The following is a 22,894-nucleotide window of genomic DNA, read 5'->3' as shown; positions in this document are numbered from 1 at the left end:
CCCCGGCTCCGGCCGCCCCGGCCCCGACCCCGTGCCCGGCTCCGTAGCCCGGCCTCGGCTGCTCGGCCCCGTGCCCGGCCCCGTGCCCGGACCCGGCTCGGTAGCCCGGGCCTGGCCGCCCTGCCCCGCCCCCGTCAGCCCGGCCCCGGCCCCCCGTCAGCCCGGCCCCGGCTCCGTAGCCCCGACCCGGCCCCGTCAGCCCTGGTCGGCCCCGGGCCGGGACTCCGGTGGGGGCGCGGCTCGGGGCGCGGACAGCGGTCTGAGCTTCATCCAGAGCAGAAAGAGCAGGCCGACCCCGAGCATGCACCAGCCGGTCCAGAGGTTGATGTTGATGCCCGACGCCTTGCGCACATCCGCCTCCGAGGCCGTGAACCCGGCGATGACGACGATGATCCCGTAGATCACGAACAGTCCGCCGATGATGCGCCGCACATCGAACAGCCGGGCCGCGGTCGCCGACCGCTGCTCCAGCTCCTCGACCTCGTGCCGGTACTCGTACTCCTCACTCATGGCGCGGGCTCCTCGTTTCGGGAGAGGGTCACAGGGAGAACGGGATGTAGCACAGGGCCGCGAGGACCAGCGCGCTCCAGCCCAGCACGGCCGGACGGCGGTACCACGCCTCGTCACCCGGGGCCGGCGGCTCGGCCACGCCGGGCGCGGTGGTGCCGTAGACCAGACCGGCCAGCGACTCCGCCGGCTTGGGCCTGGTGAACGGGGTGACGGCGGTCATCACCACACCGCCGACCACGAACGCCACGATCGCGGAGACGAAGTTGGCGCCCTGGTCGGAGGGGATGGAGATGACCCCCGCCCGGTAGAACCAGAAGTAGTTGATCATCGCGGACACCGTGCCCAGGAGCAGCCCCCAGAACCCGGCCGGGGCGGTCGCCCGCCGCCAGAACATCCCGATGATGAAGACGCAGAACAGCGGCACGTTGAAGAACGAGAACAGCGTCTGCAGATAGTTCATGATGTTGCTGAACGAGGAGGCGATGAAGGCGGTCCCCATGCCGGCCAGCACGCCGACCGCCGTCACCACCCGCCCCGTCAGCAGGTAGTACCCGTCCGGCCGGCCCCTGCTGAGGTACGCCCGCCAGATGTCGTTGGTGAAGACCGTGTTGAAGGCCGACACATTGGCCGCCATGCCCGCCATGAAGGCAGCCAGCAGCCCGGTCACCGCCAGCCCCAGCACCCCGTTCGGCAGCAGCTCGCTCATCAGCAGCGGGATCGCGTCGTTGTACTGCAGACCGGACGTCGTGGAGCCGATCTTCGGATCGAGGACCAGGGCGATCAGCCCGGGGACCACCACGATCAGCGGAATGAACATCTTCGGGAACGCGGCGATCAGCGGGGTGCGCTGGGCGGCCGAGAGGTTCCGGGCCGACAGCGCGCGCTGTACCTCGGCGAAGTTGGTCGTCCAGTAGCCGAAGCTCAGGCAGAAGCCGAGGCCCAGCACGATGGTCAGCCAGTTGGCCCCCAGCGGGTTGGCGGAGCCGATGCCGGTGCCGCCCCAGGCGGAGACGAAGTTGTCGCCGTGGGAGGCCACGAGCGAGTCCTTGAGCCCGCCGAAGCCGCCGACCCGCCGGAGGCCGACGACGGTGAGCGGGATGAGGGCGGCCAGGATCACGAAGAACTGGAGCACCTCGTTGTAGATGGCCGAGGAGAGCCCGCCCAGGGTGATGTACACCAGCACGAAGAGCCCCGCGACGACGATGGCCACCCACTGCGGCCAGCCCAGCAGCGCCTCCACCACGATCGCCATCGCGTACAGGTTCACCCCCGCGATCAGCACGGAGGCGATCGAGAAGATGACCGAGCTGAGCACGTGCGAGGCCGGTCCGTAGCGGTGCAGCAGGAACTCGGGGACGGAGCGTACCTTGGAGCCGTAGTAGAAGGGCATCATCACCAGGCCGAGGAAGACCATGGCCGGAATGGCGCCGACCCAGTACCAGTGCACGGTGTACACCCCGTACTGCGCGCCGTTGGCGGCCATGCCCAGGATCTCCAGGGCGCCCAGATTGGCGGCGACGAAGGCCAGACCGGTGACCCACGCGGGCAGCGACCGGCCGGAGAGAAAGAAGTCGAGGCTGGTCTTGACGCTCGCTCTGGCGGCGAATCCCACGCCGAGGACGACGGCGAAGTAGAGGACCAGGATCGTGTAGTCGAGCGCGTTGGTGGGGAGCCGGAGCCCCGCTGCCAGACAGTGCATGGTGACTCGCCTCATCGCCGGAACGGAATGCACTGGAAACGTGCGGTGAAGGTATCCGAATTCTCCCGGTTTGTCCGAGCGGCTTCACCGTGCATTGACGGGGCTGTTGGCTTGTGGTTCATTATGTTGAGTTGTGTTGGGTACGCAAGGCAGGAGCTGCGGAGTGAAGAAGACGGCGACGCGGCTCGCGGACGGACGCGAGCTGATCTACTACGACGCACGCGACGACGCGGTGCGCGACGCCGTCGACCAGCGGCCGCTCGACCCCATCGCGACCCGCTCGGAGATCCGGCACGACCGCCTCCTCGGCGACCGGGTGGCGATCGCCTCCCACCGCCAGGCCCGCACCTACCACCCGCCGGCCGACGAATGCCCGCTGTGCCCCTCCCGCGAGGGGCGGCACAGCGAGATCCCCGCCCCCGACTACGACGTCGTGGTCTTCGAGAACCGCTTCCCGTCGCTGGCCGGGGACTCGGGCCGGTGCGAGGTGGTGTGCTTCACCTCCGACCACCACGCCTCCTTCGCCGACCTCGACGCCGGACAGGCCGCCCTGGTGCTCGAGGCGTGGACCGACCGCACCGCGGAGCTGGCCCAGCACCCCTCCGTCGAGCAGGTCTTCTGCTTCGAGAACCGGGGCAAGGAGATCGGTGTCACCCTCGGCCATCCGCACGGCCAGATCTACGGCTATCCCTTCGTGACCCCGCGTACGCGGCTGATGCTCCGCTCGCTCGCCGAGCACCGCGAGACCACCGGCCGCAACCTGTTCGACGACGTGGTCGCCGACGAGCTGGCCGACGGGCGCCGCGTGGTGCTCGACGGAGAGCACTGGACCGCGTTCGTCCCCTACGCCGCCCACTGGCCGTACGAGGTGCACCTCTACCCCAAGCGGCGGGTCCCGGACCTGCCGGCGCTGGACGAGGCCGCGCGCACAGAGTTCCCACAGATGTATCTGGAACTCTTGAAGCGCTTCGACCGGATCTTCGACGGGACGGACGGTGCGAACGGCACCGCGGGCGAGGGGCCCACGCCGTACATCGCCGCCTGGCACCAGGCGCCGTACCGCATGGCCGACCGCGGTGAATTCGCCCTCCACCTCGAGCTTTTCACCATCCGCCGCACTTCCGGCAAGCTGAAGTTTCTCGCGGGTTCCGAATCCGGCATGAATGTGTTCATCAACGATGTGCCGCCGGAGGCCGCGGCCGAGCGACTGCGAGAGGTAGCGAGCAAGTGAGTACTGCGCAGCAGAGGAAGTACCTGGTCACCGGCGGTGCGGGCTATGTCGGCAGCGTGGTCGCGGCGCATCTGCTCGAAGCCGGACACCGGGTGACGGTGCTGGACGACCTGTCCACCGGACACCGCGCCGGGGTCCCCCGGGGCGCGGAGTTCATCGAGGGCCGCATCCAGGACGCCGCCAAGTGGCTCGACCCCAGCTATGACGGAGTGCTGCACTTCGCGGCCTTCTCCCAGGTCGGCGAGTCCGTCGTCAATCCCGAGAAGTACTGGGTCAACAATGTGGGCGGCACCACCGAGCTGCTCGCCGCGATGCGCGACGCCGGGGTGCGCACCCTGGTCTTCTCCTCCACCGCCGCCACCTACGGCGAACCCGACCAGGTCCCCATCACCGAGGACCTCCCCACCGCGCCCACCAACCCCTACGGCGCCAGCAAACTGGCCGTCGACCACATGATCAGCGGCGAATGCGCCGCCCACGGCCTGGCCGCGGTCTCCCTGCGCTACTTCAACGTCGCGGGCGCCTACGGGGCCCACGGCGAGCGCCACGACCCCGAGTCCCACCTCATCCCCCTGGTCCTCCAGGTCGCCCAGGGCCGCCGCGAGGCCATCTCCGTCTACGGCGACGACTACCCCACCCCCGACGGCACCTGCGTCCGCGACTACATCCACGTCGCCGACCTCGCCGAGGCCCATCTGCTCGCCCTGGACGCCGCCCTCCCCGGAGGCGCCGCGGACCGCGGGGTCCGCCCCGGCGAGCACCTCATCTGCAACCTCGGCAACGGAAACGGCTTCTCCGTCCGCGAGGTCATCGAAACGGTGCGCCAGGTCACCGGCCACCCCATCCCCGAGATCGCCGCGCCGCGCCGCGGCGGCGACCCGGCGGTCCTGGTGGCCTCCGCCGAGCGCGCCAAGGAGCGCCTGGGCTGGCGCCCGACCCGCGCCGACCTGGCCGGGATCGTCGCGGACGCGTGGAAGTTCGCCGAGGCGCGGCGGAGGGAGAGCGAGTGAACGACACACAAGGGCACGGCCCGGAGCGTACGGCGGAGGCGTTCCGCGAGGTGTTCGGCCATGCGCCCGCGGGGGTGTGGGCGGCGCCGGGGCGGGTCAACCTGATCGGCGAGCACACCGACTACAACGACGGCTTCGTGATGCCGCTGGCGCTGCCGCACACCTGTCTGGCCGCGGTCTCCCCGCGCTCCGACGGCGTGCTCCGGGTGCACTCGGGGGACGCCCCGGGCGGCGCCGTCGAACTGCGCGTCGCCGACCTCGTCCCGGTCGGGGCGGGCGGTGACCGCGGCGGATGGGCGGCGTACCCGGCGGGCGTCGTATGGGCGCTCGCCGAGGCCGGGCTGCTGCCCGGCCCCTCCGCCGGCCGCGCGCCCGGTGCCGACCTGCACTTCGAGTCCACCGTGCCCACCGGCGCCGGGCTGTCGTCGTCCGCCGCGCTGGAGGTGGTCACGGCCACCGCGCTGAACGATCTGTACGGACTGGGGATCGCCCCGCAGCGCATCGCCCGGCTGTGCCAGCGCGCGGAGAACGCCTTCGTGGGCGTGCCCTGCGGGATCATGGACCAGACGGCGTCGGCGTGCTGTACCGAGGGGCACGCCCTCTTCCTCGACGCCCGCGACCTCACCCAGCGCCAGGTGCCGTTCGACCTGGCGGCCGAGGGGCTGCGGCTGCTGGTCGTGGACACACGGGTCAAGCACGAGCTGGGCGACGGCGCCTATGCGAACCGCCGCGCCTCCTGCGAGGCGGCCGCGCGGGCGCTGGGGGTGCGGGCGCTGCGCGATGTGCCCTTCGGGGAGCTGGACGCGACGCTCGCCGAGCTGGAGCGGCTGGGCTGCGACGAGACCACCCGGCGGCGGGTCCGCCATGTGGTGACCGAGGACCGCAGGGTGGAGGAGGTCATCGAGCGGCTCGACGCGGGGGACACCCGGTCGATCGGGCCGGTGCTGACCGCCGGGCACGCCTCCTGCCGCGACGACTTCGAGGTCTCCTGCGCCGAGCTCGACCTGGTGGTGGAGACGGCGAACGCAGCGGGTGCGCTCGGCGCGCGGATGACCGGCGGCGGTTTCGGCGGCTCGGCCATCGTGCTGGTGGAGGAGTCGGACGCGGAGGCGGTGAGCAAGGCGGTGACCGAGGCGTTCGACGCGGCCGGCCACCGGGCCCCGCGGATCTTCCCGGCGGTGCCCAGCGCGGGGGCGCGACGGCTCTGACGCGACGCCCCCTCCCGGCGTCTTGATCGTTCTCGGCTAATTTCTGTCCCCCTTGGACCCATGACTCCTCAAGAGCGAACAGGAAACCCATAGTGAACAACCGAGAACGGTCAGTTTCGTCAAACGGCTTCAGATATGGGACCACGGCCTTACTCTGAGTACAGCGTCGGTGGGGGCCGACGCTGATCAGGGGGCGAGACAGTCAGGTACGACGCCCGGGGTGGGGTAGCAATCACAGCACGGCGGCGGCCGTGCGGGTTGCGGTGACCTCTCGCCGGGCGCCGTACCGCACTGTTTCTCGGTGTATCCGGGGTTTTCATCCGGCGACGTGGGGGGTTGTCCGTGGCACGTGTTCGGGTTCTCGTGGTCGATGACCATCGTATTTTCGCCGAGTCACTGGCCGCCGCCCTCGCGGCGGAACAGGACGTGGACGTGGCGGCGGCCGGAAGCGGCCCGGCGGCGCTGCGCTGTCTGGAGCGCGGAGCGGCGGAGGGCCGCCGCTTCGACGTGTCGCTGATCGACGCCGATCTGGGCACCGCCGCCGACGGCGTGGGGCCACCGTTCCCGGTGCCCGCCGAGATCGCCCACGGCGGGGCGAACGGCACACCGCACACCGGCATCCACGGCGGGGTGCACGGCGGCCCCGCCCGCGCGGTGAACGGCCGCGCGGCCGACGGCATCTCACTGGTCGGCGCGGTCCGCTCCGCCCAGCCGGGCGTGCGCACCGTGGTGCTGGCCGAGCGGGACGACCCGCGCCGCGCGGCGGCGGCGCTGCAGGCCGGGGCGTCCGGCTGGGTCGCCAAGGACTGCTCACTGGTCCGGCTGCTCGCGGTCATCCGGGGGGTGCTCAGGGACGAGACCCATCTGCCGCCCGCCCTGCTCACCGGCGTACTGCGGGAGTTGACGGCCGCCCGTAAGCACCGCACCGAAAGCGAGCGCCTGGTCGAGTCGCTGACGCCGCGTGAGCGGGAGGTGCTGCGCTGCATGGTGGCCGGGCTCGGCCGCAAGGCCGTCGCCGAGCGGCTCTTCCTCTCCCCGCACACCGTCCGCACCCATATGCAGAACGTGCTGGGCAAGCTGGGCGTGCACTCCACACTGGCGGCCGTGGCGCTGGCCCGGCGCGCCGGAGTGGGCCCGGTCGACCTAGCCGGGGAGATTGTCGAACGGGGCGGTCAGCTGGCGTAGCAGCGCGGCCAGCTCGGCGCGCTGGGCCTGGGAGAGCTCGGCCAGGATGGCGTGCTCATGATCCAGCAGCCCGGCCAGTGCCTGATCGGCGCGGTCCCGCCCCTCGGCGGTCAGCCGGACCAGCACACCTCGCCGGTCACTCGGGTCGGGCCCCCGCTCGACCAGCCCCTTCTTGGCGAGCCGGTCGATGCGGTTGGTCATGGTGCCCGAGGTGACCAGGGTCTGGGTCAGCAGCTGCCCGGGGGAGAGCTGATACGGGGGCCCGGCCCGGCGCAGCGAGGTCAGGACATCGAACTCCCAGGGCTCCAGATTGTGCTCGGCGAAGGCGATCCGCCGGGCCCGGTCGAGATGGCGGGCGAGCCGGCTCACCCGGCTGAGCACTTCCAGCGGCTCCACATCGAGGTCGGGGCGTTCCCGCCGCCACGCCGCGACCAGCCGATCGACCTCGTCCTCCATGGCGATCAGTGTAGTGGGTCTGTCGACATGAAGTCTCTTGACGTCAAGAGATACCGTGGGGCACGGTAAGCGGCAGGGCGCGCATCGCGGCGCCCAGCACCGACCCGTACCCACAGGGGGACCACCATGACCACCGCGCCCAACTGGGACCCTCAGCAGTATCTGCGCCACGCCGGCTACCGCACCCGCCCCTTCCTCGACCTCCTCGCCCGCGTCCCCGACCTGCCCACCGGGCCCGGCCGCCCGCCCTGCATCGCCGACCTGGGCTGCGGCCCTGGCAACGTCACCGTCCTGCTCTTCGACCGCTGGCCCGGCGCCCAGGTCACCGGCCTGGACAACTCCGCCGAGATGCTCGCCGAGGCCCAGCCCCTCGCGGGCCCCACCACCGGCGGCGGCCGCCTCGACTTCCGCCCCGCCGACCTGCGGAACTGGACGCCGGAGGAGCCCTACGACCTGATCGTCTCCAACGCCGCCCTCCAGTGGGTCCCCGGCCACGCCGACTCCCTCGGCGCCTGGGTGGCCGGCCTGCGCCCCGGCGGCACCCTCGCCTTCCAGGTCCCCAGCAACTTCACCGCCCCCAGCCACACCCTGCTGCGCGAACTGTGCGAGGCGCCGGAGTGGCGCGACCGCCTCGCCGCCCTCCTCCGCGACCCCGCCGCCTCCCTGGAGCCGACCGACTACCTGGAGCGCCTGGCTGCACTCGGCTGCGAGGTGGACGCCTGGGAGACCACCTATGTGCAGATCCTGACCGGCCCCGACCCCGTCCTCGACTGGACCAAGGGCACCGCCCTGCGCCCGATCCTGACCGCCCTCGCCGACGACCCGCCCGCCCGCGACCGCTTCCTGACCGCCTACGCCGCCCTCCTCCGCGACGCCTACCCCTCCGCCCCCTACGGCACGGCCTTCCCCTTCCGCCGCATCTTCGTCGTGGCCCGCAAGCCGCAGGGCTGACCGCGGCTTCCGGGCGCCGCCTGGGTCCGATCGGGTGATTTCACCCGATCGGATGATCGGTTCGAAGTTTGCCGTGATGGATGGTCTCGGACGCATAGCGTCACGGTGTCGCTTGTGCCGCAGTGGCGCCGGCGCCCAGACTGATGGAGGAGGTGCTTCACGATGACCGCTCTCGCGCACGAGCCGTGCCCCGCCGTGGATGAAGGCATGTCCTCGGCCGCCGGACATGAGGCCGTGGCCCTGGACGAGGTGCTGTGGCAGGCGTGGAAGGCCATGGAACTCCCCGAGGGCTACCGGGCCGAGATCGTCGAGGAGTTCATCGAGGTGTCGCCCACCGGCCGTCGCCGTCATACCGTGCTCATCAACCGCCTCCGCCGGGCCCTGGAGACCCATCTCGCGGACGGCGATCACGCCGCGTACCAGGACGGCAATCTCATCCACCGCCACAAAGTGTGGATCCCCGACCTCTTCATCGCCCCCGAAGACCTGGACGAGATCCCCGACGAAGAGGACCTCGGAGTGGACGCGAGCGGCGTCCAGGCCGTTTTCGAGGTGGTCTCGCCCGGCCGGGAAGCCCAGTTGCGCGACCGGGAGCGCAATCGCCGGGCCTACGCCCGCGCGGGCATCCCGCTCTACGTCCTGATCGACGACTTCGACGGCGACGGCACGGTCGTCATCCTCACCGCACCCAACCCCGGCAAGGCCGTCTACGCCGACGAGCACCGCGTGCCCTACGGCACCGACGCCGTCATCCCCGACGGTCCGGCGAAGGGGTTCGTCATCGGGGACGCGATCGTCAGGCAGTGACGGCCAGGTCATGACGGCCAGGTCATGACGGCCAGGTCATGACGGTCAGGCGCGCCCCGGTGCGGGCCGGCACCCGGACGCGGCCGAGTGAGAGCGGCCGGCGCACATCGCGAGCCGGGCGCGTACGAGGCGGGTACGGGCCGTGCCGCAATGCCTCCGCAGCGCTCCCCTGAACCGGTGTGTCATGAGACCGTGGACACGCCGGACACCACAGGCGGTGGCCACGTTCTCGGGGGAGAGCCATGAGCAGCGCATCGGACGGGCTGGATCCGGGCACAGGCGGGGGCAGCGAGGAGCAGCGGCAGCGCGGCATCTGGATCCTGCTGGCCGCCGCCCTCGCGTTCGCCGTGCTCGTGCTGCCGCAGGTGGCCGAGGGGGACGACACGACCTCCTTCGCGGGCAGCGCCCTGCCGGCCGGCGGAGCCTCGCGCCCGCCGACGAGCCCCGGCGGCCTCCCCGGCGTAACCCCCACGGGCCTCCCCAGCGCCTCGCTGCCCGGCTACGGCTCCGGAGACGGCGGGGGAGGGGCGCGGCCGACCGAGCCCCAGGCGCCCGCCACGCCCACCCCGGCGCCGGACCCCACCGAGGAGGCGTACCGGGCGGTGCGCCCCGGGGACTGCCTCGCCGTCTACGACACCGGGTACGGCGACTACAACACCAGGATGCCCGTCCCGGTCGACTGCGGCGCCGGAAGGGCGTTCATGTGGGTGAGCGCGGTGCGCGGCAGCGGCGCGGCCTGTCCGCAGGGCCCGGGGCAGAACTACCTGTCGTACACCTCGCGCGGGCGGACCACCGCCCTGTGCCTGACCCGCCAGTACAAGGCGGGGTACTGCCTGCTGGCCGAGCAGACGGGCAGCGGGCGGCAGGCGCGGATGAACGCCGGGCTGATGACCGTGGTGGACTGCGAGGCGAAGCGGGTCCCGGCCCGGTACAACCGGATCCTGCACATCACCGGCGTCTACCAGGCCCCGGCGAACGCCTCCGCGGCGAACTGCGCCCGGGTCCGGGGCGACCGTACGTCCTACTGGTCGTGGCTGGTGAACGGCGGCCGGACACTGCTGTGCACCATGGTGTACCAGGGCTGACCGCTCAGCGGGTGGCCACGTTCACCAGGCCCCCGCTCAGCGCCAGCAGCACCAGGGCGCCGGCCCCCGGGGCGGCCAGATACGGCAGCAGGGCCAGCGTGGCCAGCAGGCAGTAGGCGGCGGCCACCCAGGACAGCAGCCGCTGGGGCTCCTCCGGCCCGTAGCGGTTGAGCCGCACGACGAGCGCCATGAACACGGCCGCCCACAGGGCGGCCCGCGGCTCACCGAAGGAGACCGTGTCGTACAGGTCCACGGCGGGCTTGTACCAGTCCGTGTCGGCCAGCGAGGCCGCGAACTCGATCATGTCCTTCAGATAGGCGTGCGACGCGAAGGCCGTCGCGTCCTTCAGATCGGCGCGCACCCACTCGGTGACAACCAGCATCATCAGGCCGAGCGCATGGCAGACGCCCGGCCCCACGGCCACCGCCTGCCGCCGCGCCTCGGACCGCTCCCCCGTACTCATGTCCCGAAGTCCCCCTCCCCGTGGCCCCCATCATCCCCGCGAGGGGGACGCGCGGACCAGCCCCCGGACGCGCGGACCGGTCCCGGGACATCAGGATGTGCGGCCCCGCAGCAGGACGTGCGGTGCCCCGGCAGCCGGACGTGCGGTGGCCCGGCGGTCAGGACTTGCGGTGGCCGATCAGCCGCGGCTTCTGCTCCAGCCCGTCCAGACCGTGCCAGGCCAGATTCACCAGATGCGCCGCGACCTCGGCCTTCTTCGGCTTGCGGACGTCCAGCCACCACTGGCCGGTCAGCGCCACCATGCCCACCAGCGCCTGCGCGTACAGCGGGGCGAGCTTGGCGTCGAAACCGCGGGCCTTGAACTCCAGGCCCAGAATGTCCTCCACCTGGGTGGCGATATCGCTGATCAGCGAGGCGAAGGTGCCCGTCGACTGGGCGACCGGCGAATCACGGACCAGGATCCGGAACCCGTCCGTGTACTCCTCGATGTAGTCCAGCAGGGCGAAGGTGGCCTGCTCGCACAGCTCCCGCGGATGGCCCGCGGTCAACGACGTGGTCACCATGTCCAGCATCCGCCGCATCTCCCGGTCCACCACGACCGCGTACAGCCCCTCCTTGCCGCCGAAGTGCTCGTACACCACCGGCTTGGACACCCCGGCCTTCGCCGCGATCTCCTCCACCGAGGTGCCCTCGAAGCCACGCTCGGCGAAGAGCGTGCGACCGATGTCCAGCAGCTGCTCCCGGCGCTCCTTGCCGGTCATCCGGACCCGGCGCGGCCGCCGGGCCCCCGAACCGGAGGACCGGCCGGCCCGGACCGGCCGGTCCTTCTCACCGCTGGTATCACTGTCGGTCGCCACGCCCCCATCATGCCGCTCCGGCGGACTCCCCTTGACGGCGGGCTTCGATACGCGCCTGGCTCGGCCACCGGACGTCATACGCCCAGCCCGCCTTCTCGAACCAGCGGATGAGCCGGGCGCTGGAGTCCAGCTGCCCCTTCATCACCCCGTGCCGGGCACAGGTCGGGTCCGCGTGGTGCAGGTTGTGCCAGGACTCGCCGCACGAGAGGACCGCCAGCCACCACACGTTCCCGGAGCGGTCCCGCGACTTGAACGGGCGCTTGCCGACCGCGTGGCAGATCGAGTTGATCGACCAGGTCACATGGTGCAGCAGGGCCACCCGGACGAGGGACCCCCAGAAGAAGGCGGTCGCCGCGCCCTGCCAGGACCAGGTCACCAGTCCGCCGATCAGCGCCGGCAGCAGCAGCGAGACCACCGTCCACACCACGAACTGCCGGGAAATCGCCCGGGTGGCGCCGTCCTTGATCAGATCCGGTGCGTACTTCTCCTGCGGCGTCTGCTCCTCATCGAACATCCAGCCGATATGCGCCCACCACAACCCCTTCATCAGGGCCGGAACGGTCTCGCCGTACCGCCACGGGGAGTGCGGGTCGCCCTCCGCGTCGGAGAACTTGTGGTGCTTGCGGTGGTCGGCCACCCAGCGGACCAGCGGCCCCTCCACGGCCAGCGACCCCGCGATCGCCAACGCGATCCGCAGCGGCCGTTTCGCCTTGAACGAGCCATGGGTGAAGTAGCGGTGGAAGCCGATCGTGATGCCGTGGCAGCCGATGAAGTACATCGCCACCAGCAGCGCCAGATCCAGCCAGCTCACCCCCCAACCCCAGGCCAGGGGGATCGCCGCGACCAGCGCGACGAAGGGGACGGTGATGAAGAGCAGAAGGGTGATCTGTTCGATCGAGCGCTTGCTGTCCCCGCCGAGCGTGGCGGAGGGGAGCGGGGCCTCCTGGGCCTTCGGCGTGTCGTTTACCACGTCGGGGCTTGCAGTCATGGGATCCCTCGTGGGGCTCGGGGGCATGGCTACGGTTGCGTAACCTACGGCGACGTAAGTATGGCAGGGCCGTGAAGCAGGGCAACAGGGCTCTGGTTTCCCCCAGGGCCGTGCCGCCTATCCTGGAGGGCGTCGGACAGCGCGGTCCGCACATGGCCGAAAGCACCGGGTCAGCGGCCCGCGGCAGCCGCCGCACAGCCCTGATGCCGCGCTTCGAACCCCGTTCACTGCAAGGAGCCCGCACCTGTGAGCAGTGCCGACCACACCAACGCCGCCCTGCGTGCCGACATCCGCCGTCTGGGCGATCTGCTCGGCGAGACCCTCGTCCGCCAGGAGGGACCCGACCTCCTCGAACTCGTCGAGCGCGTCCGCGCCCTCACCCGCAGTGACGGCGAGGCCGCCGCCGAGCTGCTCGGCTCCACCGACCTCGAGACCGCCGCCAAGCTCGTACGCGCGTTCTCCACCTACTTCCACCTGGCGAACGTCACCGAACAGGTGCACCGCGGCCGCGAGCTCCGCGCCCGCCGCGCCGCCGAGGGCGGCATCCTCACCCGCACGGTCGACCAGCTCAAGGACGCCGACCCCGAGCACCTCCGGCAGACCGTCGCCAACCTCGGCGTCCGCCCCGTCTTCACCGCCCACCCCACCGAGGCCGCCCGCCGCACCGTCCTCACCAAGCTCCGCCGCATCGCCGAGCTGCTCGACACCCTCGCCGTCGGCGGCGACGCCCGCCGCGCCGACCTGCGGCTCGCCGAGAACATCGACCTCCTGTGGCAGACCGACGAACTGCGCGTCGCCCGCCCCGAACCCGCCGACGAAGCCCGCAACGCCATCTACTACCTCGACGAACTGCACGCGGGCGCCGTCGGCGACCTCCTCGAGGACCTCACCGCCGAACTCGAACGCGTCGGCGCCCCGCTGCCCGCCACCACCCGCCCCCTCACCTTCGGCACCTGGATCGGCGGCGACCGCGACGGCAACCCCAACGTCACCCCCGAGGTCACCCGCGACGTCCTGATCCTCCAGCACGAGCACGGCATCACCGACGCGCTGAAGATCATCGACGACCTGCGCGCCGCCCTCTCCAGCTCCATCCGCAACACCGGAGCCTCCGAGGAACTCCTCGCCTCCCTCCAGCGCGACCTCGAACTGCTGCCCGAGATCAGCCCCCGCTACAAGCGGCTCAACGCCGAAGAGCCCTACCGGCTCAAGGCCACCTGCATGCGGCAGAAGCTCATCAACACCCGCGAACGGCTCGCCGGCGACACCCCCCACCAGCCCGGCCGCGACTACCTCGGCTCCGCCGAACTCCTCGCCGACCTCCAGCTCATCCAGGACTCCCTGCGCGCCCACCGCGGCCAGCTCATCGCCGACGGCCGCCTCGAACGCGCCATCCGCACCCTCGCCACCTTCGGCCTCCAGCTCGCCACCATGGACGTCCGCGAACACGCCGACGCCCACCACCACGCGCTCGGCCAGCTCTTCGACCGGCTCGGCGAGGAATCCTGGCGCTACGCCGACATGCCGCGCGACTACCGCCGCAAGCTGCTCGCCAAGGAACTCCGCTCCCGGCGCCCCCTCGCCCCCACCCCGGCGCCCCTCGACGCCGCCGGCGCCAAGACCCTCGGCGTCTTCCACACCATCCGCGAATCCTTCGAGCGCTTCGGCCCCGAAATCGTCGAGTCCTACATCATCTCCATGTGCCAGGGCTCCGACGACGTCTTCGCCGCCGCCGTCCTCGCCCGCGAGGCCGGCCTGATCGACCTCCACGCCGGCTGGGCCAAGATCGGCATCGTCCCGCTGCTGGAAACCACCGAAGAACTCAAGATCGCCGACAAGCTCCTCGACGAGATGCTCGCCGACCCCTCCTACCGGCGGCTCGTCGCCCTCCGCGGCGACGTCCAGGAGGTCATGCTCGGCTACTCCGACTCCTCCAAGTTCGGCGGCATCACCACCTCCCAGTGGGAAATCCACCGCGCCCAGCGGCTGCTCCGCGACGTCGCCCACCGGCACGGCGTACGACTGCGGCTCTTCCACGGCCGCGGCGGCACCGTCGGCCGCGGCGGCGGCCCCACCCACGACGCCATCCTCGCCCAGCCCTGGGGCACCCTCGAAGGCGAGATCAAGGTCACCGAACAGGGCGAGGTCATCTCCGACAAGTACCTGGTGCCCTCACTCGCCCGCGAAAACCTCGAACTCACCGTCGCCGCCACCCTCCAGGCATCCGCCCTGCACACCGCGCCCCGCCAGTCCGACGAGGCGCTCGCCCGCTGGGACGCGGCCATGGAAACCGTCTCCGACGCCGCCCACAACGCCTACCGCGCACTCGTCGACGACCCCGACCTGCCCGCCTACTTCTTCGCCTCCACCCCCGTCGACCAACTCGCCGAACTCCACCTCGGCTCCCGGCCCTCCCGCCGCCCCGACTCCGGCGCCGGCCTCGACGGACTGCGCGCGATCCCCTGGGTGTTCGGCTGGACCCAGTCCCGGCAGATCGTCCCCGGCTGGTTCGGCGTCGGCTCCGGCCTCAAGGCCGCCCGCGACGCCGGACTCGACGGCGTCCTCGACGAAATGCACCAGCACTGGCATTTCTTCCGCAACTTCCTCTCCAACGTCGAGATGACGCTGGCCAAGACGGACCTGCGGATCGCCCGGCACTACGTCGACACCCTGGTACCCGACGAGCTGAAGCACGTCTTCGACGTCATCCAGCGCGAGCACGAACTGACGGTGCGAGAGGTCCTGCGCATCACCGGTGAGCGCGAACTCCTCGACCACAACCCGGTCCTGAAGCAGACCTTCCACGTCCGGGACGCCTACCTCGACCCGATCTCCTACCTCCAGGTGACCCTGCTCCACCGCCAGCGCACCGCACGCGAACGCGGCGAGGAGCCCGACCCGCTGCTCGCCCGTGCCCTCCTCCTCACGGTCAACGGCGTCGCCGCGGGCCTGCGCAACACGGGCTGACCACGGCGCGACACGGGGTGGGGCCCCGCGGGAGCGGGGCCCCACCCCGTGCGGGGGTGCGCGGTTCGTCATGCGGGGGCTGAGCCCCCACACCCCCCGCTCCGCCGCTGCCCGTGCCCGGGTCCGGCCACCCACGACGGCGGGACGGCGCCGGAGCAGAGGGGAACCCGGACCGCGGGGGCGCCGGGCCACCGCTACACCGTCAACGTGGCGCTACACCGTCAACGTGGCGAAGGACGCCCCCACCAGCACCGCGCCCAACAGCCCCATGCTCCAGCCGGTACGGCGCATCCCGAGGCCACCCGCGACGACCAGGGACCCGAGCAGCAGAGAACCGCCGAACGGAACCCAGGCGTGCAGGATCCCGGCGGCACCCGTGCGGACGGCATGGTCCGTACCCGGCTTGAGGGCCACCGGCACCCGGTCGCCCGTCCCGTCCGTGACCGCCTCGTCGATCCGCACCCGGCCATGCGCCTCACCGCCCGCGCGGGCCGGGCTGAACGAGCCCGTGCACCACTCGTCATCACAGTCGGAAACCGTGACCGTGCCGCGCTCCAGCCCCTTGGTGAGCATCGTCGGCTTCGCGTCCCCCCACGAGGACCACACCCCGGCGACCAGGATCAGCAGCGCGATGAGCGCCATCGCCGCGTTCTTCGCCAGCAACAAAAGCCCGTACGCGCTCTCGCCCGCCCGCCGCGTACGGCTGCGCTTGGTCACACCGGTGAAAGCCATGGCGGCGATCCTCGCCATCCCCCGCCCCCCGGTCAACCTACCGGCGAACAAACGGGCGAACGGCGTCTTTCAGGAGTTGTAGGTACCCTGCGCGCGCTCCAGCCCGTCCACGATGAGCGTCTCCACCGCGTCCGCCGCACGGTCCACGAAGTACGCCAACTCCTTGCGCTCCGCAGCGGAAAAGTCCTTCAGCACGAACGCCGCGACATCCATCCGGCCCGGCGGACGACCGATTCCGAACCGCACCCGGCAGTAGTCCGCCCCCAGCGACTTGGTGATCGACTTCAGCCCGTTGTGGCCATTGTCACCCCCGCCGATCTTCAACCGCAGCGCGCCGTAGTCGATGTCCAATTCATCATGAACCGCCACCACATGACCCACCGGCACCTTGTAGAAATCACGCAGCGCCGTGACCGGACCACCCGACAGGTTCATGAACGACATCGGCTTGGCGACGACGACCCGGCGGCTCAGCGGACCCGGCGGACCCACCCGGCCCTCGACGACCTGGGCCCGCGACCGGTGCGCCTTGAAACGGGCACCCATGCGCTCCGCCAGCAGATCGGCCACCATGAAGCCGACGTTGTGACGGTTGCCCGCGTACTCGCCCCCGGGGTTGCCGAGGCCCACCACAAGCCAAGGGCTGGTGTCATCCGTCATCTGGATGTCTCTCCTTGAGGACGGCCGCCGCCCCGCCAGCGGCCACCGGCGTCGTACCGACAACGAACACGACGGCGGCGGCCGGGGCGGGACGGCGGCCGGGGAAGCGGAACGGGAAGGGCCGGAGCTTACGCCTCGGCGCCCTCGCCCTCGGCGCCCTCCTCGGCAGCGGCCTCGGCCTGGGCGGCGACCACGTGGAGCACCGGAGCGTCCTCCTCGACGGCCAGCACGGTGCCCGCCGGAAGCGCGATGTCCTTGGCGTGGATGGTGGCACCCGCCTCCAGGCCCTCGATGGACACGGTGACCGACTCCGGGATGTGGGTCGCCTCGGCCTCGACCGGCAGCGCGTTCAGCACGTGCTCAAGCAGGTTGCCGCCCGGCGCCAGGTCACCCTCGGTGAGGACCGGCACCTCGACGGTGACCTTCTCGCCCTTCTGTACCAGCAGCAGGTCGATGTGCTCCAGCACGCCGATCTTGATCGGGTGACGCTGCACGGCCTTCGGGATGACCAGCTCGCTCTTGCCGCCCTCGATGTCCAGGCGGATCAGCACGTTCGGCGTCTTCAGCGCCATCAGCAGGTCATGCGCCGGAAGGGTGATGTGCAGCGGCTCCGCGCCGTGGCCGTACACCACACCGGGCACACGGTCGGCCGCACGGGCCCGGCGAGCCGCGCCCTTGCCGAACTCGGTACGGGGCTGAGCGGGGATCTTGACCTCGGCCATGGGGCACTCCTCGTAGATCATTTACGGTGTGTGGGCGTCACCCGGCCCACGACAGACCAGCTACGAAGAGCGCGTCGATAACGGAGCGCCGCGATACGGACGCGGCCTCCCTCGCCGAGCAACCCAACGATTCTACCAACGGCTGAGGCCACCCCCTCACGGGAGTGGCCTCAGAACAAACCGGACGACGCTAAGCCGCTCACGCGTGCTCCTCGAACAGGCTGGTCACCGAGCCGTCCTCGAAGACCTCCTGCACCGCACGGGCGATCGTCGGCGCCATCGACAACACCGTCACCTTGTCCAGCTCCACCTCGCTCGGCGTCGGCAACGTGTTGGTGAAGACGAACTCACTGACCTTGGAATTCTTCAGCCGGTCCGCCGCCGGACCCGACAGCACACCGTGCGTCGCGGTCACGATCACATCCTCCGCGCCATTCGCGAACAGCGCGTCCGCCGCCGCGCAAATGGTGCCACCAGTGTCGATCATGTCGTCGACCAGCACACACACCCGGCCCCGCACATCACCGACCACCTCATGGACGGTGACCTGATTGGCCACATCCGGATCCCGCCGCTTGTGCACGATCGCCAGCGGCGCGCCCAGCCGGTCGCACCAGCGGTCCGCGACCCGCACCCGGCCGGCGTCCGGCGACACCACGGTGAGCTTGGACCGGTCGACCTTCGCACCCACGTAGTCGGCGAGCACCGGCAGCGCGAACAGATGGTCCACCGGACCGTCGAAGAAACCCTGGATCTGGTCGGTGTGCAGATCGACCGTGAGAATCCGGTCGGCACCCGCCGTCTTGAACATGTCCGCGATCAGCCGGGCCGAGATCGGCTCACGGCCACGGTGCTTCTTGTCCTGACGGGCATAGCCGTAGAACGGAACGATCACCGTGATCGAGCGCGCGGAGGCCCGCTTCAGCGCGTCGATCATGATGAGCTGTTCCATGATCCACTTATTGATCGGAGCCGTGTGGCTCTGGATCAGAAAGCAGTCGGCACCACGTGCGGACTCCTGGAAGCGGACGTAGATCTCGCCGTTGGCGAAGTCGAATGCCTTGGTCGGGACCAAGCTGACGCCCAGCTCATGGGCGACCTCCTCGGCCAGCTCGGGGTGGGCGCGGCCGGAGAAGAGCATCAACTTCTTCTCGCCGGTCGTCTTGATCCCGGTCACAACATGTCTCCTTGGATGTCACTTTGGTGCACTTCTCACCGTACGCCCCGCACGGCGCACCTGTGCACATGTCACGGCTGGCCGTCGTCCTCCCGACGAGCGGCCTCGGCGGCCTGTGCCGCGGCGCTTCCGGGACGCTTGCGGGCGACCCAGCCCTCGATGTTCCGCTGCTGTCCGCGTGCGACGGCCAGCGAGCCCGGAGGCACATCCTTGGTGATGACCGATCCGGCGGCGGTGTAAGCACCGTCCCCGATCGTGACGGGAGCCACAAGCATGTTGTCGGCCCCGGTTCGGCAGTGGCTGCCGATGGTGGTGTGGTGCTTGTTCACGCCGTCGTAGTTCACGAAGACGCTCGCGGCCCCGATATTGGTGTACTCACCAATCGTCGCGTCGCCCACATAGGACAGATGCGGCACCTTCGTGCCCTCGCCGATCGTGGCGTTCTTCATCTCCACGTACGTACCCGCCTTGGCCTTGGCCCCCAGCCGGGTCCCCGGACGCAGATAGGCGTACGGCCCCACACTCGCCCCCGCGCCGATCTCCGCACCCTCCGCGACCGTGAACGCGGCCACCGCGCCCCGGCCGACCGTGGTGTCGGTCAGCCGCGCATGCGGCCCGACCTCGGCCTGCGCGGCCAGATGGGTGGCCCCCAGCAGCTGGGTGCCCGGATGGACCAGCGCATCCGGCTCGAACGTGACGGTCACATCGATCCACGTGGTGGCCGGATCGACAACGGTCACCCCGCTGAGCATCGCCCGCTCCAGCAGCCGGTCGTTCAGCAGCCTGCGGGCCTCCGCCAGCTGGACCCGGTTGTTGATCCCGACAATCTCGCGGTGGTCGGCCGCCACCGACGCGCCCACCCGGTGCCCGGCCTCGCGCAGAATGCCCAGCACATCGGTGAGGTACTCCTCACCCTGGCTGTTGTCGGTGCGCACCTTCCCGAGGGCGTCGGTGAGCAGCTGGGCGTCGAAGGCGAAGACCCCGGAGTTGATCTCACGGATCGCGCGCTGCGCGTCGGTCGCGTCCTTGTGCTCCACGATCGCGGTGACGGCACCGGTCGCGCCGTCCCGCACGATCCGGCCGTAACCGGTGGCGTCGGGGACCTCCGCCGTCAGCACGGTCACCGCGTTCCCGTCGGCGGAGTGCGCCGCGGCGAGCCGCTCGAGGGTCTCACCGGTCAGCAGCGGCGTGTCACCGCAGACGACGATCACCGTGCCGTCGAGGACGACCCCGCTGTCGGACAGCTCCTCCAGCCCCATCCGGACGGCGTGCCCGGTGCCGTTCTGCTCGTGCTGGACGGCGGTGCGCACCTCGGCGTCGATCTCGGCCAGATGCGCGGAGACCTGCTCCCGGGCGTGGCCGACCACGACCACCAGATGCTCGGGCGAGAGCTCACGGGAGGCGGCGACGACATGCCCGACGAGGGAGCGGCCGCAGAGGGTGTGCAGAACCTTCGGGGTTGCCGATTTCATGCGGGTGCCCTCACCCGCTGCGAGAACGACGACGGCTGCCGGGCGGTTGGCGCTCACGGGTGTGCCCTTCGGCTTCGGGAGTGGACACCCGCAGGATACCGAGAGGTTTCCGGGCGGAAAGGGAGGAGGGTGCCGGGTGGGGCGGTCGGGACCCCGAGGAAACGGAACGTGTGGCTCCCCCGCCAGGACTCGAACCTGGAACAACCGGACCAAAACCGGTCGTGTTGCCAATTACACCACAGGGGAGGGCAAATGGGTCAATTCGGACAGTTGATCAATCTGCCGACCTGGCCCCCACCACTATGCCGTACCACCAGCCCTCAATGCGACGGTATAGGTCAGCACTCTTGAGGACGCGGACCACCAGACACCCCCGGTACCCCTCGCCCACGTTCTTGCGGACGGTCTTCGGGTTGTGCCTTTTGAGTGTCGTCCTCTCGAGGGTAGTGACGTCCACGCCGATGACCTCTGCCCAGTAGCGTTCCGCGTCGGCGACCCGGGCGGATTCGTGGATATTCACGCGGTAGCGCAGTCGTTCCGGTTCGACGCCGAGCAGGGACAGCCAGCGGAGGTAGAGCCGGATCATGTCCGGGTCGCTGTTGATGAAGATGGCCCGTTCGGCCGGGTTGTGCGGCTTGCTCTTCGATCCCTCGGACCAGTACAGCCCCACCCCCACCAGGAATAGTTCCCGGTCCGTCATCGCGCCGATCTCCCGTGCCGCCGAGAACTTCGTCTGCTGGCGCTCGATCTCCCGCCGCCGCAGCGTCGGCTCCCACCCCCGCTTGGCGATCGCCGACGCCTCCTCGCGGGTGCGGGGCGGCCGGTCCGGTTTCGGCAGGTCGCGGACCCGCAGGGAGATGGAGCTCTTGGAGCAGCCCAGTTCCAGCTGGATCCTGTCGTACGTCATGCCCTGCCGTCGCATCTCGCGCGCCCTGGTCCGCAGGTCGTCCTTGGCGTTGGGGCGCTTGGTCCAGTCGGGTGGTGGCTCGCCTTCCAGGAGGCGGTTCAGGATGTCGTTGTTGCTCACTTTCAGCCGGTCGCGGATCTGTCGGCGGCTCAGCCCCTCCCTCCGTAACGCGATCGCCCGTTCCCTCAGTTCTTCGAATGTGGTCGACCCGTCGCGCAGGCCGCCCACGCTGTCGCCGTCGCGGCGGCGTGGTGTGGTCATGGCCACAGGGTCGTCCGCTGTTCGGGCGCGCCGAGGCGAAAATGTGCGCGATTCATTCGTTCGAGTTAAATGGGTGGCTTTGCTTGGTGTTCGAGTCCCTTGTGCGCCGTCGTGTCCCCGGGAAAAGCGCTGGCGCCCGGCCGTAGGCTGGGCGCCATGAGTTCGACGGGGGAAGAGGCCGCGGGCGCGCGGGGCGCGCCCGCGGGCCCGTGGTGGTGGGCGCGCCGGCGGAGCATGGGGCTCGATGTCCTGCTCGGTGTCGCGTCGGCGGTCGAGTGTGCGGCGGAGGGTGTCGGCTTCGCCCACGATGCCCGGATTCCGGTCGCGGCCGGGGTGCTGATCGGGCTGGTGGTCGGGTCCGCGCTGGTGTTGCGGCGGCGCTGGGCGATCGCCGTGGTGCTGATATCGATCGCGATCACGCCCGCGGAGATGGGGCTGCTGCTGGGGGTCGTGGGGCTGTACACGCTCGCTTCGTCGGAGGTGCCGCGCCGGTTCACGGCGGTGCTGGCGGGGATGGCGGGGGTGGGGACCTTCCTCGTCACGATGATCGACTTCCGGCGGGCGGGGGAGGAGAGCGGTCTGGGGACCTCCGTCTGGGAGGGCCCGATGTTCGCCGCGTTGCTCACGTTGGGGCTGACGGCTCCGCCGGTGCTGCTGGGGCTGTATGTACGGGCCCGGCGGCGGCTGGTGGAGAGTCTGCGGGAGCGGGCGGACGGTCTGGAGCGGGAGCTGTCGTTGCTCGCGGAGCGGGCGGAGGAGCGGGCGGAGTGGGCCCGTAACGAGGAGCGCACGCGGATCGCGCGGGAGATGCACGACGTGGTGGCGCACCGGGTGAGCTTGATGGTGGTGCATGCGGCGGCGTTGCAGGCGGTGGCGCTGAAGGATCCGGAGAAGGCGTCGAAGAACGCGGCGCTGGTGGGGGACATGGGGCGGCAGGCGTTGACGGAGCTGCGGCAGATGCTGGGGGTGCTGCGGTCCGAGGACGGTCTGCGGGCGCCGGGTGCGGGTGGTCCGGCCGCGGCGGCTTCGGGGTCTTCGGCCGGGTCGTCCGCTCCGGAGTCGTCCGCTCCGGAGTCGTCGGCCGGGGATGCGGGTGGCGTCGCCGGGTCGTCCGCCGGGGAGCGGCCGCTGGCGTCGGTGGCGGCGGCGGCTTCGGCGGCAGCCGAGGCGGCGGAGGCGGCCGGGAGGGGTGCGGAGGCGCTCGGGGGGCCGCGGCTGGCCGAGCTGGAGGCGCTGGTGGGGCAGTCGCGGGCGGCGGGGATGGCGGTGGAGCTGTCGGTGGAGGGTGAGGAGCGGCGGTACGCGGCCTCGGTGGAGCAGACGGCCTACCGCGTGGTCCAGGAGGCGCTGACCAATGTGCACAAGCACGCTCCGGGCGCGAGTGCGCGGGTTCGGGTGGCGCACCGGGTGGCCGAGATCGCGGTGCTGGTGGAGAACGGACCGTCCGAGCGTGGCGCGGCGGACGCGGGGCTGCCCAGTGGGGGGAATGGGCTGGTCGGGATGAGGGAGCGGGTGTCGACGCTCGGCGGGGGGTTTGTGTCGGGGGG

Annotated in this window: 21 protein-coding genes and 1 tRNA gene; 9 read left to right on the top strand and 13 right to left on the bottom strand. The window is 71.0% G+C overall.

The genetic code is table 11. The features are described 5' to 3' along the window. Positions 1-195: 195 nt before the first annotated feature. A complete protein-coding gene (locus AXW62_RS32505; RefSeq protein WP_030822096.1) occupies positions 196-510 on the bottom strand; it encodes a hypothetical protein in 315 nt (104 codons plus the stop codon). Between the two features lie 28 nt (positions 511-538). Next, a complete protein-coding gene (locus tag AXW62_RS32500; protein ID WP_060947637.1) occupies positions 539-2,209 on the bottom strand; it encodes a sodium:solute symporter family protein in 1,671 nt (556 codons plus the stop codon). Between the two features lie 163 nt (positions 2,210-2,372). Here AXW62_RS32500 and galT point away from each other — a divergent pair, with 163 nt between their 5' ends. The 4 genes from galT (at position 2,373) to AXW62_RS32480 (ending at position 6,843) form a co-directional block, all read left to right on the top strand. Further along, a complete protein-coding gene (gene galT, locus AXW62_RS32495) occupies positions 2,373-3,440 on the top strand; it encodes a galactose-1-phosphate uridylyltransferase (RefSeq protein WP_060947636.1) in 1,068 nt (355 codons plus the stop codon). Then, a complete protein-coding gene (galE, locus tag AXW62_RS32490; RefSeq protein WP_060947635.1) occupies positions 3,437-4,450 on the top strand; it encodes a UDP-glucose 4-epimerase GalE in 1,014 nt (337 codons plus the stop codon). Before galT ends, galE begins: the two co-directional genes overlap by 4 nt. Next, positions 4,447-5,658, top strand: coding sequence for a galactokinase (gene galK / locus AXW62_RS32485; protein ID WP_060947634.1), 1,212 nt, complete (start codon positions 4,447-4,449; stop codon positions 5,656-5,658). The genes galE and galK overlap by 4 nt, the downstream gene beginning before the upstream one ends. A 342-nt stretch (positions 5,659-6,000) precedes the next feature. Then, complete coding sequence (locus tag AXW62_RS32480; RefSeq protein WP_030822111.1) at positions 6,001-6,843, top strand: response regulator transcription factor; 843 nt, start codon at positions 6,001-6,003, stop codon at positions 6,841-6,843. Here the strand turns inward: AXW62_RS32480 and AXW62_RS32475 are convergent. Continuing rightward, a complete protein-coding gene (locus AXW62_RS32475; protein WP_014054422.1) occupies positions 6,802-7,299 on the bottom strand; it encodes a MarR family winged helix-turn-helix transcriptional regulator in 498 nt (165 codons plus the stop codon). The two genes, AXW62_RS32480 and AXW62_RS32475, sit on opposite strands and share 42 nt — an antisense overlap. Before the next feature lie 126 nt (positions 7,300-7,425). Here AXW62_RS32475 and AXW62_RS32470 point away from each other — a divergent pair, with 126 nt between their 5' ends. From AXW62_RS32470 to AXW62_RS41775, 3 genes are all read left to right on the top strand, one after another. Further along, complete coding sequence (locus AXW62_RS32470; RefSeq protein ID WP_060947633.1) at positions 7,426-8,250, top strand: trans-aconitate 2-methyltransferase; 825 nt, start codon at positions 7,426-7,428, stop codon at positions 8,248-8,250. A gap of 162 nt (positions 8,251-8,412) precedes the next feature. Beyond that, positions 8,413-9,057, top strand: a complete 645-nt coding sequence (locus AXW62_RS32465) for a Uma2 family endonuclease (RefSeq protein WP_060947632.1) — start codon at positions 8,413-8,415, stop codon at positions 9,055-9,057. A 242-nt stretch (positions 9,058-9,299) separates the two neighbouring features. Next, positions 9,300-10,142, top strand: a complete 843-nt coding sequence (locus tag AXW62_RS41775; protein ID WP_060947631.1) for a hypothetical protein — start codon at positions 9,300-9,302, stop codon at positions 10,140-10,142. Between the two features lie 4 nt (positions 10,143-10,146). Here the strand turns inward: AXW62_RS41775 and AXW62_RS32455 are convergent, their stop codons facing one another. The 3 genes from AXW62_RS32455 to AXW62_RS32445 all read right to left on the bottom strand — a co-directional run bounded on the left by AXW62_RS32455 (position 10,147) and on the right by AXW62_RS32445 (position 12,449). Then, positions 10,147-10,605, bottom strand: a complete 459-nt coding sequence (locus tag AXW62_RS32455; protein WP_244502764.1) for a hypothetical protein — start codon at positions 10,603-10,605, stop codon at positions 10,147-10,149. Positions 10,606-10,762: 157 nt separating this feature from the next. Next, positions 10,763-11,461 carry a TetR/AcrR family transcriptional regulator gene (locus tag AXW62_RS32450; RefSeq protein ID WP_060947630.1) on the bottom strand — a complete coding sequence of 233 codons (699 nt, stop codon included), beginning with the start codon at positions 11,459-11,461 and terminating at the stop codon, positions 10,763-10,765. A gap of 7 nt (positions 11,462-11,468) precedes the next feature. Continuing rightward, entirely contained in the window at positions 11,469-12,449 is a 981-nt protein-coding gene (locus AXW62_RS32445) for an acyl-CoA desaturase (RefSeq protein WP_079115905.1), read from the bottom strand. Positions 12,450-12,695: 246 nt separating this feature from the next. Between AXW62_RS32445 and ppc the strand changes: the two genes are divergently transcribed. After that, the gene (ppc, locus tag AXW62_RS32440) at positions 12,696-15,416 is read left to right on the top strand and encodes a phosphoenolpyruvate carboxylase (RefSeq protein WP_060947628.1); all 2,721 of its coding nucleotides are present in this window, start codon (positions 12,696-12,698) and stop codon (positions 15,414-15,416) included. A gap of 213 nt (positions 15,417-15,629) precedes the next feature. Here the strand turns inward: ppc and AXW62_RS32435 are convergent, their stop codons facing one another. The 7 genes from AXW62_RS32435 to AXW62_RS32405 form a co-directional block, all read right to left on the bottom strand. Further along, a complete protein-coding gene (locus AXW62_RS32435) occupies positions 15,630-16,148 on the bottom strand; it encodes a hypothetical protein (RefSeq protein ID WP_060947627.1) in 519 nt (172 codons plus the stop codon). Positions 16,149-16,217: 69 nt separating this feature from the next. Beyond that, a complete protein-coding gene (pth, locus tag AXW62_RS32430; RefSeq protein WP_030822135.1) occupies positions 16,218-16,808 on the bottom strand; it encodes an aminoacyl-tRNA hydrolase in 591 nt (196 codons plus the stop codon). Positions 16,809-16,936: 128 nt separating this feature from the next. Continuing rightward, positions 16,937-17,530 (bottom strand): 50S ribosomal protein L25/general stress protein Ctc, encoded by a 594-nt coding sequence (locus AXW62_RS32425; RefSeq protein WP_060947626.1) that lies wholly within the window; start codon positions 17,528-17,530, stop codon positions 16,937-16,939. A gap of 199 nt (positions 17,531-17,729) precedes the next feature. Continuing rightward, positions 17,730-18,707 (bottom strand): ribose-phosphate diphosphokinase, encoded by a 978-nt coding sequence (locus AXW62_RS32420; RefSeq protein WP_060947625.1) that lies wholly within the window; start codon positions 18,705-18,707, stop codon positions 17,730-17,732. Positions 18,708-18,778: 71 nt separating this feature from the next. Next, a complete protein-coding gene (gene glmU / locus AXW62_RS32415; RefSeq protein ID WP_079105425.1) occupies positions 18,779-20,236 on the bottom strand; it encodes a bifunctional UDP-N-acetylglucosamine diphosphorylase/glucosamine-1-phosphate N-acetyltransferase GlmU in 1,458 nt (485 codons plus the stop codon). 114 nt (positions 20,237-20,350) lie between these two features. Further along, positions 20,351-20,425 (bottom strand) — tRNA-Gln (locus AXW62_RS32410). 28 nt (positions 20,426-20,453) lie between these two features. Further along, positions 20,454-21,347, bottom strand: coding sequence for a hypothetical protein (locus AXW62_RS32405; protein WP_252368820.1), 894 nt, complete (start codon positions 21,345-21,347; stop codon positions 20,454-20,456). A 156-nt stretch (positions 21,348-21,503) separates the two neighbouring features. On the opposite strand from AXW62_RS32405, the gene AXW62_RS32400 reads away from it, so the two are divergent. Next, a partial coding sequence (locus tag AXW62_RS32400; RefSeq protein ID WP_060947623.1) for a sensor histidine kinase occupies positions 21,504-22,894 on the top strand: 1,391 nt, incomplete at its 3' end.

The organism is Streptomyces hygroscopicus subsp. hygroscopicus, from assembly GCF_001553455.1.
In the GTDB taxonomy this organism is placed as follows: domain Bacteria; phylum Actinomycetota; class Actinomycetes; order Streptomycetales; family Streptomycetaceae; genus Streptomyces; species Streptomyces hygroscopicus.
This window is presented reverse-complemented; position numbering and strand designations above follow the sequence as displayed.